The 13,951-nt window shown below is 62.6% G+C and carries 12 protein-coding genes and 1 pseudogene; 10 read left to right on the top strand and 3 right to left on the bottom strand.

Annotation, left to right across the window (positions count from 1 at the left end; translation table 11 throughout):
- Positions 1 to 101: 101 nt before the first annotated feature.
- A pseudogene (locus tag HNW77_RS08360) lies at positions 102 to 362 on the top strand (TonB-dependent receptor); the annotation flags it as partial.
- Positions 363 to 493: 131 nt separating this feature from the next.
- Here HNW77_RS08360 and HNW77_RS08365 read toward each other — a convergent pair.
- Positions 494 to 1,654, bottom strand: a complete 1,161-nt coding sequence (locus tag HNW77_RS08365) for a M20 aminoacylase family protein (protein WP_172156846.1) — start codon at positions 1,652 to 1,654, stop codon at positions 494 to 496.
- A gap of 367 nt (positions 1,655 to 2,021) precedes the next feature.
- Here HNW77_RS08365 and HNW77_RS08370 point away from each other — a divergent pair, with 367 nt between their 5' ends.
- Entirely contained in the window at positions 2,022 to 3,314 is a 1,293-nt protein-coding gene (locus HNW77_RS08370) for an MFS transporter (RefSeq protein WP_172156847.1), read from the top strand.
- Positions 3,315 to 3,400: 86 nt separating this feature from the next.
- Complete coding sequence (locus HNW77_RS08375; RefSeq protein WP_172156849.1) at positions 3,401 to 4,513, top strand: M20/M25/M40 family metallo-hydrolase; 1,113 nt, start codon at positions 3,401 to 3,403, stop codon at positions 4,511 to 4,513.
- 16 nt (positions 4,514 to 4,529) lie between these two features.
- On the opposite strand, the gene trhO is transcribed toward HNW77_RS08375, so the two are convergent.
- Positions 4,530 to 5,573, bottom strand: coding sequence for an oxygen-dependent tRNA uridine(34) hydroxylase TrhO (gene trhO, locus HNW77_RS08380; RefSeq protein WP_276592079.1), 1,044 nt, complete (start codon positions 5,571 to 5,573; stop codon positions 4,530 to 4,532).
- A gap of 116 nt (positions 5,574 to 5,689) precedes the next feature.
- Here trhO and HNW77_RS08385 point away from each other — a divergent pair, with 116 nt between their 5' ends.
- Both HNW77_RS08385 and arsC read left to right on the top strand, forming a co-directional pair.
- Positions 5,690 to 6,367, top strand: a complete 678-nt coding sequence (locus HNW77_RS08385) for a hypothetical protein (protein WP_172156851.1) — start codon at positions 5,690 to 5,692, stop codon at positions 6,365 to 6,367.
- Positions 6,368 to 6,469: 102 nt separating this feature from the next.
- Complete coding sequence (arsC, locus tag HNW77_RS08390; RefSeq protein WP_172156853.1) at positions 6,470 to 6,841, top strand: arsenate reductase (glutaredoxin); 372 nt, start codon at positions 6,470 to 6,472, stop codon at positions 6,839 to 6,841.
- A gap of 3 nt (positions 6,842 to 6,844) precedes the next feature.
- Here the strand turns inward: arsC and HNW77_RS08395 are convergent, their stop codons facing one another.
- On the bottom strand, positions 6,845 to 8,203 hold the full coding sequence (locus tag HNW77_RS08395) for an amino acid permease (protein WP_172156855.1): 1,359 nt from the start codon (positions 8,201 to 8,203) through the stop codon (positions 6,845 to 6,847).
- Positions 8,204 to 8,531: 328 nt separating this feature from the next.
- Between HNW77_RS08395 and HNW77_RS08400 the strand changes: the two genes are divergently transcribed.
- From HNW77_RS08400 to nadC, 5 genes are all read left to right on the top strand, one after another.
- Positions 8,532 to 9,440: a diacylglycerol/lipid kinase family protein gene (locus tag HNW77_RS08400; RefSeq protein WP_241694365.1), complete on the top strand. Its 909-nt coding sequence runs from the start codon at positions 8,532 to 8,534 to the stop codon at positions 9,438 to 9,440.
- Positions 9,441 to 9,507: 67 nt separating this feature from the next.
- Positions 9,508 to 10,398 carry an NUDIX hydrolase gene (locus HNW77_RS08405; RefSeq protein ID WP_172156904.1) on the top strand — a complete coding sequence of 297 codons (891 nt, stop codon included), beginning with the start codon at positions 9,508 to 9,510 and terminating at the stop codon, positions 10,396 to 10,398.
- 140 nt (positions 10,399 to 10,538) lie between these two features.
- Complete coding sequence (gene nadA / locus HNW77_RS08410) at positions 10,539 to 11,519, top strand: quinolinate synthase NadA (protein WP_130731788.1); 981 nt, start codon at positions 10,539 to 10,541, stop codon at positions 11,517 to 11,519.
- Positions 11,516 to 13,051, top strand: coding sequence for an L-aspartate oxidase (locus HNW77_RS08415; RefSeq protein ID WP_172156859.1), 1,536 nt, complete (start codon positions 11,516 to 11,518; stop codon positions 13,049 to 13,051). Before nadA ends, HNW77_RS08415 begins: the two co-directional genes overlap by 4 nt.
- A gap of 17 nt (positions 13,052 to 13,068) precedes the next feature.
- Positions 13,069 to 13,923, top strand: coding sequence for a carboxylating nicotinate-nucleotide diphosphorylase (gene nadC / locus HNW77_RS08420; RefSeq protein WP_172156861.1), 855 nt, complete (start codon positions 13,069 to 13,071; stop codon positions 13,921 to 13,923).
- Positions 13,924 to 13,951: the final 28 nt, after the last annotated feature.

Here is a 13,951-nt window from a genome sequence, read left to right on the forward strand (position 1 = left end):
ATTTAATGCTTTAAAGACTGTTTGAAAGGGCAGGTCCAGAAACACCCTGAAATCATAAAGGAAATTTCAAACCAACCCATTGATGAAAATGCGGATTCCCGGGTGTTGCCTGGATGTATCGTGGGCAGCAGGCCATGATTCCTGGTGGCCTGAATACTTATGGTTATCATCTGCCAGCCTACTTCCTGCTGGGAGCGCATGCGACCTTCAAGCCCACCAAGGGGCCATGGACGGTGTCTGTCTATGCGACCAATCTGCTCAATCGCGATTACTACACCACGGGTGGCATGGCGACGACCACCTATTTCTGGATTCCAGGCACGCCGCGTTTCGTTGGTGGCCGCTTTGGCTTCCAGTACTGAAAAAACGGGGTTAACCACCACCAAGGCAGGCTGCACGATATTTATGAAACAATACCTGCACCCTGAAGTAAAAAATAACAATGGCCCTGCCTTGCACGCCGAACGGGCAAGGCAGGGATTGCAGGATTGAATTATCTGGCAGGCAGCCCCTGCTCGGTGATTTCAGCCAGAATGGAAGCGCCGTAAACCAGGGCTTCATCATTGAAGTTGTATTCCGGGTGATGCAGCATCTGGCTTGCACCATTGCCAAGGCACATATAGGCCCCCGGCACCTTGTGCAGCATATAGCTGAAATCTTCTGATGCCATGACCGGTTCCATATCGCATTTCACGTTGCTGGCGCCGCAAATACGGCTTGCGGCCCGGATCATCATATTAGTGCTGGCAGGATCATTGACGGTAGGCAGGAACTCGACCGGATGTGAAATCTCGACCGTGGCGCCAAAAGCATTGGCAATGCCTGTTGCGATCTCCTTCATGCGCTCGCGGATCTGATGCAGCACCTCTGTATCGAGGCAGCGCAACGTGCCGCTGATGGTAACGGAATCCGGTATGACGTTCGAGGCATGCCCCCCTTCAATACGGGTTGCGCTGATAATGGCTTCCTTTGATGCGGGAATATTGCGTGAAACAATGGATTGCAGCGCGGTAATGATGTGGCAGGCCGTCAGCATCGGATCAATCGCGCTTTCGGGGCGGGCGGCATGCGAGCCCTTGCCTTTGACCAGAATTTCAAAAAAACCGCCTCCCGCCATGACAGGCCCGGTATTGATGGCGCATTTTCCCACGTCCAGGCCGGGCCAGTTATGCATGCCAAAAATATGATCGCAGGGAAAATCCTCGAACAGGCCATCCCGTATCATGGCGCTCGCGCCCCCGCGCCCTTCTTCCGCCGGTTGGAAAATGAAGTTGACAGTGCCATCAAACTGCCGGGTTTCCGCCAGGTAACGCGCAGCGCCGAGCAGCATGGTCGTGTGCCCGTCATGCCCGCAGGCATGCATTCGGCCTGCGTTCCGGCTTTTGTAGGGAACAGCGCCCAGTTCATCCATCGCCAGCGCATCCATGTCTGCCCGCAGGCCAATGGCGGCAGGCGAGGTGCCATTTTTCAGCACGCCCACAACGCCGGTGCCGCCAATGCCCCGATGCACGGCAATGCCCCATTTCTGCAGCAGGCCGGCAACAATATCGGACGTGCGGAATTCTTCCATGCCAATTTCAGGGTGGGCATGGAAATCATGACGGATATCCGTCAGGTCTTTTCGGTAGGTACCGATTTTTTCGAGAGCGGTCATTCGTTCCTGGCCTGTTTTATTTATACTGAAAGACAGCATGAATCGTTCAACATGATAGCACACGAAGAAGTAAAGTCTTTCACATATGTTATAGGCAAGCAATGAGATTGCCCTGCATGCCTGTGAAGGCAGCTATTAAAAAATGTAAATGCGTGATTTTTTTAGGCATTCAGTGCACGCTGCTTGTTGTTTTCAGGCAACAGACATGGCCAGAGGGCCAAAAAAACATTATGTGTCCGCCCAGACGATATTCATAATGATGAAAGAATGAGATAAATAATCCATCAACAGGATACATCATTATTTTTCCAGAACAGACATCGCGTGCCATCATATTGCGTGCGCAAGATCCAGGGGAGCCGCCGTTTTGCAGGGTCAGTCGAGGAAAATTCATAATCTCGTTGCAGCAACAATCGGAAATACGCTGGAATTTTATGATTTCACGGTTTACGCTGCCTTTTCTACCATCATATCGCAGGTTTACTTCCCCGTAGGCAATCCCGGGCTGGCGCTGCTTCTGTCCACCATCATTTTTGGCATCGGCTTTCTCTCCCGCCCGATCGGGGCGGTCGTGATGGGCGCGTTTGCCGACCAGTACGGGCGCAAGCGGGCCATGACGCTGACCATCTGGCTCATGGCGCTGGGCAGCCTCATGATTGGCGTGCTGCCGGGCTATGCCACCATTGGCCTGACCGCGCCAATCCTGCTGACGGTGGCGCGCCTCATACAGGGTTTTTCCACTGGCGGCGAAATGGGCAGCACCACGGCATTCCTTGTCGAATCCTCGGCGCAGGACCGCATTGGCCTTGCGGCAAGCTGGCAGATTGCCACCCAGCAGGTCGGCACGATCATTTCCGGCATCTGTGGCATTGCGCTGGGGTTGACCATGTCATCGGCGCAGATTGCGGGCTGGGGGTGGCGCCTGCCTTTCATCTTCGGGGCCATCATCGCGCCCGTCGGGTTCTGGATACGTCGCAATGTGGATGAAACGCTTCAGCCAAGCCAGACCCTGCGCAGCATGGGGGCCACCATCCGGCATATCTTTACACACATGCCCGGGCGGATCTGCCTTTGCGTCCTGCTTACGGCGGGGGGGACCATTTCACAGTATTTTTTCCTTTACGGCACCATTTTCGCCATACATGATTTTCACTTTCCAGAAACTTTTTCAATATCGATCAATATCGCCCTTGGCCTGGTCGGTTTTCCGGCCGCGCTGCTGGGGGGGTATCTGAGTGATCATTACAATCCCTATGTCATCACGCTCTCGGCACGACTGGTCCTGTGTGTTCTGTTCTTTCCGGCCTTCATGTTCCTGCTGGCCTATCCGTCGCCTTTTGTGTTTACCGTTGTGCTGATGGTGCTCATGGCGCTGCATGCCCTGGCAAGCGGGGCCAGCCTGCGCGTGTTGCCCGATCTGTTTCCCATGAGCGTGCGCACGCTTGGCACCGGCCTGTCTTATTCGCTCGGCGTCACCATTTTTGGCGGTACGGCGCAGCCCATATTCACGCTGCTGATCTCCAGAACCGGCAATAACCTGTCATGGATATACTTTGTCGTGGGCATGCTGCTCGTTTCCTCGCTGTCTCTCGTGTTCCTGTGGCGCATGCCCGCCACACAGGAAGGTGAACATGAACGTGTCGGGCAGGGAGTGTCATGACCCGATGGCGTGGCCTGTATTGGTCTCATCATGATTTTACGTAACAGTTTGACGTTCTGCGCCAGTAAACCGGACGGGGTACAATCATGACATCCTTGCTCGACGAAATAAAATCATGGGTTGAAACTGAAAGCCCGACCAGTAATTCCGCCGCCGTCAACCGCATGATGGACCTTGCGCAGGAGACCGCGCGACGGGCGGGATTGGGCCATGAGCGATTTGCCGGCACGCAGGGCTATGGGGACCACGTTCTTGTCTTTGCCCCCGATGATGATCGCACCCGGCCCGGCATCCTGTTGCTGAGCCATCTGGATACGGTGCATCCCCTTGGCACCCTCAGCCATAAGCTGCCCTACCGTATTGAAGGCGACCAGGCTTTTGGTCCGGGTATTTATGACATGAAAAGCGGTGCGCTCATGGCGCTTGCGGCATGGCGCGAACTGATTGCCGAAGGAAGCGCGACCCCCTTGCCAATCCGGCAGCTTTTTGTGTCGGATGAGGAAATCGGCAGCACGTCCTCACGCGGCCTTATCGAAACCCTTGGCCGCAAGGCACGCTATGTTCTGGTTACGGAACCCGCCCGCCCTGGTGGCGAGGTGGTGACAGGGCGCAAGGGCACGGCCCGTTTCAGCCTGCATGTGGCTGGCAGGCCGGCGCATTCGGGCACGCATCATGCCCAGGGCCGCAGTGCGGTCAAGGAACTGGCGCGGCAGATTCTCGATCTGGAAGCCCTGACCGATCCGGCACGTGGCATTACGGTTAATGTCGGCATCATTCATGGCGGAACGGGCGCCAACGTGGTGCCGGGAGAAGCCACGGCGGAGATTGACATGCGCATGCCCGACAATGCCACGGGCATGCCCGTTGTCGAGCGCATACTGGCGTGTCAGGCCCATGATCCCGATGTTACGGTTACGGTAACCGGGGGCATCAACCGGCCCGGCTACAGCAAGGATGCGGGCATTTCGGCCCTGTTCAACCATGCAGCGCATCTTGCCGCGGAGCTGGGCATCGACCTGCGTGATGTTTCATCCGGTGGCGGCAGCGACGGCAATTTTACCGCAGCCCTCGGCGTGCCAACGCTGGATGGATTGGGGCCGGTTGGGGCAGGGGCGCATACGTTGCATGAACATATACAGATTTCCTCAATCCAGCCCCGCAAGCAACTCCTGCGCCGCCTGCTCGAAACGCTGCGCTAAAAGCGTCCGTAACCCTTTACTCTGAAACCGGTTTTTCGTGCTGTGCCGCCGGGCCTGCTTCCACCTGCCCGTTCCCATTAGTATCAGCGCTTGCGGGCAGGGGCAGGCCCATATGGTGCGTGCCCTTGCGTCTGGCCAGCTTTATCTGGCGTTCGCGTTCGGCATAGCGCTGGCGCTGGGCCTCGGTGCGGTCCGTCGTGCAATGCGGGCAGCGCACGCCTTCCTCATAGTCGGCGGAGTGGCGGTCCGCTGCGCTGAGCGGCGTGCGGCAGGCGTGGCAGATGTCGAACGTGCCGGGGGCCAGCCCGTGGCCTACGCTTACGCGCTGGTCAAATACAAAGCATTCGCCATCCCACAGGCTCTGGGCCTCGGGCACGGTTTCAAGGTATTTCAGGATGCCGCCTTGCAGGTGAAACACATCCTCCACCCCTTCGGCGCGGACAAAGGCGGTGGCTTTCTCGCAACGGATGCCGCCGGTGCAGAACATGGCGATCCTTGGCGTGCGGCCTTCGTGCAGCAGTTCGGCGTGGCGTGCGCGGAACCATTGCGGAAATTCGCGGAAGGTTTTCATGCCCGGATCAATCGCGCCGCGAAAGGTGCCGATCGCCACCTCATAGTCATTGCGCGTGTCGATCACGATGGTGTCGGGGTCTGAAATCAGGGCGTTCCAGTCCTCGGGCGGCACGTAATGGCCTACGTCGCGCCGTGGGTCGAGGCCCGCGATGCCCATGGTCACGATCTCGCGCTTGATGCGCACCTTCATGCGGTGAAACGGCAGCGCGGGCGCGCGCGAGAACTTGACCTCAAGGTCAGCGCAGCCGGGCAGGGCGCGGATGGTGGCCAGCATGGTGTCAATCGCCGCATCCGTTCCGGCAATGGTGCCATTGATCCCTTCATGCGCCACCAGCAGGATGCCGCGTATGTCCAGCGCGTGGCAGGCGGCAAGCAGTTGCTCGCGCACGGCGGCGACATCCGCAAACGGGGTGAAATGATAAAGGGCCGCGACACGGATGGGCAGGTCTGCCACAGAAGACGCGGAAGAAGGGGATGGATCTGTCACTCTGGCAACCCTGCGCTAGAAACGGCCACATGCATGCGGATACATGACGCCATGCTATATAGCCGAACCGCGGCGTGAATGCACCATGCGCCACAACGCCAGCAGGACCTGCAAACATGACGGATGACCTGACAGGGAATCTCTTTTACCGCCGCGATGACTGGGAGCATTTCCTGCTGGATATGGTCTCGGGTGGCGATTTTTCCGATATCAGCACATTTGTCGACCAGGTCTATCCCCCCGGTGCGGCCGGGGATTTTGACCTGCTGCTGTACAAAGGCCAGAAACTGGCCCTGCGTGGCACGCGCCTCATCGGGTTTGAAAAAGAGGGGTGCATCGTCTTCCCCTCCTTCGGCATCGAGGTATGGGCGCATGTCGCACCCATGCGAACCCTGATCGCCCATCATATCGCCTATATGCAGGCCATCAGGGCGGCCTGGGTGGGCTTTGTGCAGGAGACGGGGCATATCCGCGCCGCCATCTGCAAGGCTGTGGCCGAGATCGATGCCGGTCTGTGCGTGCGCTTTGACAGCCAGCATAATGCCTACGTGCTCAGGGGCGGGCATGTCATTGCAACGGCCAATATCATCAACAGCGCGGATATTCCGCCTGTGGTTGACAGGGCTGGGGAGAACCTCAAGGCAGGTCTCATCCTGCCCGTTGATGTGCCGGAGGAAGACATCACACCGCCGCCCCCATTGCGGCAGTTCCACTTTCCGCGTGACGTGCCCTGCATTGAGGCCTACCACATCGCAAGGAAAACAGGGATCGATCCGGATGAAATTCCCTTCTGAACAGCAGCCCCTTTACGCCCGCGCGGAAATGGTGGACGACCACGCCCGGGCCTGTCCGCAAGGCCCGCTTCGTTGTTCTTCTCGCGCCGTGTGGGGCATGCCATGACCGTAACCATTTATCATAACCGTGCCTGCGGCACCTCGCGCAACGTGCTGGCCCTGATCCGGGAGGCCGGGATCGAGCCGGTCGTGGTGGAATACCTCAGGACACCACCCACGCGGGCCGAACTCGATGTGCTGGCCAGCAGGCTGGTCGTGCCGGTGCGTGCGCTTTTGCGCGAGCGTGGCACACCCTATGCCGAACTCGGGCTGGATAACCCCGCGCTGGGTGACGGGCAGATCCTTGATGCCATCGCCGCCCACCCCATCCTGCTCAACCGCCCCGTTGTCATGACCGACACACAGGCCCGCCCATGCCGGCCGAAGGAGATTTTGTTCGAGATCCTGCCGCAGGCCTGCCCCGCTTCAGCGTGAACATCACGCCGGGTTTTTGCGGCGCAGGGCGTGGATCAGCATGAAAAACACCGTGGTGCCCAGGCTGGCCAGCGCGGTCATGCGCTGCGAGGGGGTGAGCAGCATCGCCCCGAAAATGACCAGCACGCCCCCCAGCGTTGCGATGTTGATGGCCGGAAAGAACGGCAGCCGGAAACAGGCCCGCTGTGCCGCGGGCATGACCGCGCGGCGGGTGACCACATAGGCCGTGACGATCAGCGAATAGACCAGCAGGATCACGCCCCCACTGCAACTGAGCAGGAAGGAGAACACCGTATCCGGCGCCAGGATGGAGGAAAACGCCACCACGCCCCCCGCCAGTGAATTGGCCATGATGGCATTGACCGGCGTGTTCTGGCTGTTGCGGCGTTGCAGCAGGGCGGGTGCATCGCCATGGCGCGCGAGTTCGGCCAGAATGCGCGATGTGATGTAAAGGCTGGAGTTCATGCAGGACAGCACCGCCGTCAGCACCACCACCCGCATGCACGCCGCCGCCCCCGGAATGCCCATGACCTGCATGGCCGCCACAAAGGGCGAATGGCCGGGCACAATGGTCCACCACGGCACGATCATCAGGATCAGCGCAATGGACAGGCTGTAGAACAGCATGATGCGCGTGCCGAGGCTGCGGGTGACATGCGCTACGTTTTTGGCCGGTTCGGCGGATTCACCGGCGGCCACGGTCGCGATTTCCGAGCCGATCATGGTGAACAGGAGGGTGGGGATGATGGACAGCACCCCCAGCCCGCCATGGGGAAAAATCCCGCCATGACCCGTTACATTGCGCATGACCGGCACGCCGGGGCCAAAAACATGCGCCACGTACAACCCGCCCGCCACCACAAAGGCCACGATGCTGCTCACCTTGATGAGCGAGAGCCAGAACTCGCATTCGCCAAAAATATGCACCGCCATGCGGTTGATCAGGTTCAGTGCCACGATCAGCGCCGTGGCCAGCACCCACACCGGCAGCCTGATCCAGTCCTGCAGCAGGATCGCGCCTGCAATCGCCTCGCTGCCCAGCGCCACCAGCCAGAAGAACCAGTACAGCCACCCCGTGGTAAATGCCGCCCCGTTTCCGTGGGCGGCGCGGATATATTCCACGAACGATCCCTTGCCCGGGCTTGCAATCACCATTTCCCCCAGCATGCGCATGACGAGCATGACCAGCATGCCCACCGCGACAAAGCCCAGCAGCACCGCAGGCCCCACCGCCGCAATGGCCGCACTGCTGCCCACGAACAGCCCGGCCCCGATCGCGCCGCCAAGCGCAATCATGATGATGTGGCGCTGCCGGAGCATGGAGGCTGGCCGGGCGGGGCAGGGGAGCGTGCCGTCAGTCATGGTGCCTGCCATCCTGCCCGCACGGAGCGCGTAACGGGGCGGCGGAAATATGCCTGGGCCGGATGCATCCCCACAGGCGTCTCAACGGGCGCCCATTGCAATGCCCGGCCCGCGTGGCCCTGCTGGCAGAGCTGTAACCGTTTCACTTTCATCCGCACCATTAGGACAGGAAGCCGCATGGCCTGTAAAGGGCGGCAGGGTCAGGCCGTGATGTCATAACACGCTGGTTTTCCAGTAGAAGGCAGGTGCCTCCGGCCCTGTTGCAGGGCATGGCGCGTTCAATGGGCCCGGTAGTCATGACGCATGGGGTGTTCTACATGCTATGGCCATGAATGCGTCACGATCCGTTACCATTATCGTCAACCCTGCTGCTGCTGCCGGGCGGCGGCGTTCGGGCCATGCCACCCGTCTTGCCGCGGCCCTGCGCCGCGCGGGTGTTGCGGTGCAGATCGTGCACACGCGCGACCGGGGGCATGCCACCGAGCTGGCGCGCGCGGCAGTGCGCCATGGCGGGTGCAGTCATGTCGTGGCCACCGGCGGCGATGGCACCGTGGCCGAAGTGGCGCGCGGGCTGGCAGGCTCCGATGTGGTGCTGGCGGTGCTGCCCGTTGGCACGGCCAACGTGCTGGCGCGCGAACTCGATCTGCCGTTTGATGAAAGAACGCTTGCGCGCGGCATCATCGCAGGCACCACTACCACCGTGTGGCCGGGCGTGCTGCATACGGCGCAGGGTCCATCGCTTTTCGTGCAGATGGCGGGGGTGGGGTTTGATGCCCATGTGGTCCACACCGTCTCGCCACGGCTGAAGAAGGCGGTGGGCCGCGCGGCCTATGTGGTGTCCGTGCTGCGGGCGCTGTGGGGCTACCGCTATCCGGTCCTGCGCGTGGAGGTGGATGGCGTGATGCATGGAGCCTCGTCCGCCATCATCTCCAAAGGCGCGCTGTATGCCGGCCGGCATGTGCTTGCCCCTGTTTCCATGCAGGGGGAAAAGGCGTTTTCCGTCGTGCTGTTTGGCAATGCCGGGCCATGGGCGACCCTGCGCTACGGGCTGGCCCTGCTGTGCGGCACCCTGCCACGGCAGAAGGACGTGACGGTGCTGCGGGCCAAGACGGTTGCCATTCCCGCGCCCACCGGCCTGCCTGTGCAGAGCGATGGCGACGCGCATGGCCACACCGCCATCCGGGCGGATATCAATGACCGGCCCCTCCGCATCGCCATTTGTCCGCCTGCGGGGTAAGGCCAGGAAAATCCCTCCCCAAACCGGGGCAGGGCGTGATAGGTTCCCGCCCGCCATGACAACCCATATGATGATCGAACTGATCGCTGTGCTGACCGCCGTGCGGGGGGATGTTCCCCAGGTCATGACCATCGACCATGGGCGGCAACTGCCTTCCGGCCCGCTGGAAAGCACGCATCGCTCGTTGCAGGCAGGCGTCAGGGCATGGGTCGAGCGCCAGACCGGCCACCCCATCGGGCATGTCGAGCAGCTTTACACCTTTGCCGATCACGACCGCATCCTTGCCACCACGCAGGGGCGGATGATCGCCATCTCCTATCTCGCCCTCACGCGCAGCCACGCGGGCGAGACGGGGTGGCGCGACTGGTACGACTACTTCCCGTGGGAGAACTGCAAGAGCGACGAGGGCCGCGCCTGCCTGGCGCTGATCGAGCGCCTGCTGTGCCACTGGGTGGCGGGCATGGGCCATGCCGCCGAGCGCGTGCGGCAGTGGCAGCGCTGTGTCAGCCTGTTCGCCATTGGTGACATGGTGGCCTGGAATGACGAACTGGTGCTCCAGCGCTACGAGCTGCTGTATGAGGCAGGGCTGGTGGCCGAGGCAGGCTGCCCGCCCGATCGCGCCGTGCCGGGGCAGTCCATGCACCATGATCACCGTCGCATTCTGGCAACAGCCATGGCGCGGCTACGTGCAAGAATACGTTATCGCCCGGTTGTGTTTGAACTGATGCCCGAGGCTTTCACCCTGCTTCAGCTCCAGCGCGTGATGGAAAGCCTGTCGGGCGTGCATGTGCACAAGCAGAATTTCCGCCGCCTGATCATGCAGCAGCAACTGGTTGAAGAAACGGGCGAAATCGAGGAACGCACCGGCGGTCGCCCGGCCCGTCTTTTCCGCTTCTGTGGCGAGGTGCGGCAGGCGCGGCAGTTTGTCGGCACCAAGATTCCGCTGGTGCAGCCCTGAGGGCGGCCGGGCACACCTCACGAAAATCCTGATTGACAAGCGGGCTGTTTCGCTCTGGAAGTGTGGGGCCGGTCCCTGCGGCCTGACTTATACTCAATATGAGCATAAATGGCATGCGGGAATGGGAAGGGAGAACAGGCATGAACCAGATTGCGCCACGTGGCAAAACGGACGGGCTGTATGACCGGGTGCGTCATCTGGTCCCCGAGATGGAATGGGAAACCTTTGTCGAGGACATCCGCGCGATCGAGACCCTCAAGCGCGAGCGCAACGCCGTCATTCTGGCGCATAACTACCAGACGCCGGAAATCTTCCATTGCGTGTCCGATATCCGTGGCGACAGCCTCGCCCTGGCGCGTGAGGCGCAGAATACCGATGCCGACGTGATCGTGATGGCGGGCGTGCATTTCATGGCCGAGACCGCCAAGATGCTCAATCCGCACAGCACGGTGCTGATCCCCGACCTCAGGGCCGGCTGCTCGCTTGCCGATTCCATCACGGGGGCCGACGTGCGCCTTCTGCGCCAGCGCTATCCCGGCGTGCCGGTGGTAACGTATGTGAACACCTCCGCCGAGGTGAAGGCCGAGAGCGACATCTGCTGCACCTCGGGCAATGCCAAGCGCGTGGTGGAAAGCCTGGGCACGGACCGGGTCATCATGATTCCCGATGAATATCTCGCCCGCAACATCGAGGCCGAGACCGGCATCAAGATGATTACATGGGCAGGCCACTGCGAGGTGCATGAGCGCTTTACGCCCGGCGAGATCGAGCGCATGCGCGCCGACCATCCCGGCCTTGTGGTGCTCGCCCACCCCGAATGCCCGCCCGAGGTGGTGGCGGTGTCGGATTTCAGCGGTTCCACCGCCATGATGGATGATTACGTGCGCGACCATAAGGGTGGGCGCATCCTGCTGGTGACGGAATGCTCCATGAGCGACAACCTGGCCGTGCGCTACCCGCAGACCGAGTTCATCCGCCCGTGCAACATGTGCCCGCACATGAAGCGCATCACGCTGGCCAATATCCGCCAGTCGCTGGAAAACATGACGCATGAGGTCACGCTCGACCCGGAAATGGCCAGCCGTGGCCGCCGTGCCGTCGAGCGCATGCTGGCGATATGACCGCCCGCCCGCCCCTGTCGTCGCTGGTGGGGCAGCCGCTCATCGTGGGCGCGGGGCTGGCGGGGGTGATGACCGCGCTCTCCACCACGCGGCCCTGCGCGCTGCTCTGCGCGGGCCGGCTGGATGCGTTCCGCCCGCCCCATGCCGCAAGCTGGCTGGCGCAGGGTGGCCTGGCCGCAGCCGTGGGCGCGGATGACACGCCCGCCCTGCATGCCGCCGATACGCTGGCCGCAGGGGCGGGCCTGTGTGACCCCGCCATCGTTGCGCGGGTCACCGATGATGGGCCTGCCGCGGTCCGGCGCCTTGCAGCCCTGGGCGTGGCATGGGACCGCAACCCCGATGGCAGCCTGCAACGCGGGCTGGAGGCCGCCCATGCGCGCCGCCGCATCGTGCATGCGGGCGAGGACGCGACGGGGGCCGCCATCATGCGCGCGCTGATCGCCCGCGTGCGGCGCACCCCGCGCATTACGGTCATCGAGCATGCCCATGCGCGTGACCTTGTGCTGCATGATGGCGCGGTGGCGGGGCTGCAGGCCGTTATTGCGGGCACCGAAGTCATCCTGCCCGCCACCGCCATCGTGCTGGCCACGGGCGGCGTGGGCGGGCTGTTTGCCGATACCACAAACCCCGCGGGGGCTACGGGCAGCGGGCTGGCCATTGCCGTGCGCGCGGGCGCCGTGCTGGGCAACATGGAGTTCGTGCAGTTTCACCCCACCGCCCTTTCCGCCGGGGCGGATGGCCAGCGCCTGGGCCTTGTCAGCGAGGCCGTGCGGGGCGAAGGCGCCACCCTGATTGACGAGACCGGCGCCCGCTTTACTGAGGAACTGGCCACGCGTGATGCCGTATCGCGCGCGGTGTGGCGGCACATGATGGCAGGGCACACGGTCTATCTCGATGCCCGCAAGGCCATCGGCGCGGCCTTTACGCAGCATTTCCCCGCCATTTCCGCGCTGTGCGCGGCACACGGCATCGATCCGCTCACGCAGCCCATCCCGGTTCGGCCTGCCGCGCATTACCATATGGGCGGCGTGGTGGTGGACGCCGCCGGGCGTACTGGCGTGCCGGGCCTGTGGGCCGCGGGCGAGGTCGCCTGCACCGGCCTGCACGGGGCCAACCGGCTGGCCAGCAATTCCCTGCTTGAAGCGGTGTCGTTCGGCACATGGATCGGCCAGGCGCTTGACGGCCATGACCGCCCGGCAAGGCCCGTAGCCAGCGAGAAGGCCGATGCGCCCGCCTGGGTGCCTCCGCCGTTTGGCCTGCGGCGGCTCATGAGCCGGTATGCCGGTGTCATCCGCAGCGGGGCGGAGCTTGAGGCCGGGCTGCGGCAGGTGCTGGCCCAGCCACAGGGCGATGCCCGGCTGGTCTGTGCCGCCATCATGCATGCGGCCGTGCTGCGCACCGAAAGCCGGGGCGGGCATTTCCGCAGCGATTATCCGCACACGGCCCCCACGGCCCACACCTCGCGCCTGACACTGGCAGACCTGACCCGCCTGAACGCACAGGTGGCTGCCCCCGTGGCCACGCCCCAATGAAGGAAAGAAACGCCCCCATGCTCCATCCCTTGCCCGACATCATGCTCGAACCCCTCGTGCGCGCGGGCCTGCTGGAGGATCTGGGCCGCGCGGGCGATCTCACCACCGATGCCGTGATCGGGGCGGACGACACCATCGTCCGCGCCGCTTTCGTCGCACGGCAGGAAGGCGTGATCGCGGGGCTGGACATGGCGCGCCTGTCCTTTGCCCTGATGGACCGGCGCATCACATTCACCCCAAAGTTGCGTGATGGCGGCAAGGTCGGGCCGGGTGACGTGCTGGCCATGGTGGAAGGCCCGGCGCGCGGCATCCTGTCAGGTGAGCGGGTGGGGTTGAACTTCCTGTCGCATCTGAGCGGTATTGCGACCGCCACCGCTGCGGTGGTTGACCTTGTGCGGCCTTACCACGCCCGCATCACCTGCACGCGCAAGACCATGCCCGGCCTGCGCGCCATCCAGAAATACGCCGTGCGGGCCGGTGGCGGCAGCAACCACCGTTTCGGCCTGGATGATGCGATCCTGATCAAGGACAACCACCTCGCCTTTGCCGGTGGCGTCAGGCCGGCAGTCGAGCGCGCGCGGGCGGCGGCGGGCCACCTGGTGCGCATCGAGCTTGAGGTGGACACGCTGGAACAGTTGCGTGAGGGGCTTGAGACCGGCGGCGTGGATGTGTTCCTGCTCGACAACATGCCGCCAGCGACTCTGCGCGAGGCAGTGAAACTGGTGAATGGCCGCGCCATAACCGAGGCCTCGGGCGGGATCACGCCCGATACGGTCACCGCCGTGGCCCAGGCCGGGGTGGACCTGATCTCGCTCGGCTGGCTTACGCATACCGTGCGCGTCATGGATATCGGGCTGGATTACCAGCCCTGATCCTGTAGGAAGGAAGGGGTCTGTAACA

Origin of the sequence: Komagataeibacter melomenusus, from assembly GCF_013155395.1 — a bacterium.
Taxonomy (GTDB): domain Bacteria; phylum Pseudomonadota; class Alphaproteobacteria; order Acetobacterales; family Acetobacteraceae; genus Komagataeibacter; species Komagataeibacter melomenusus.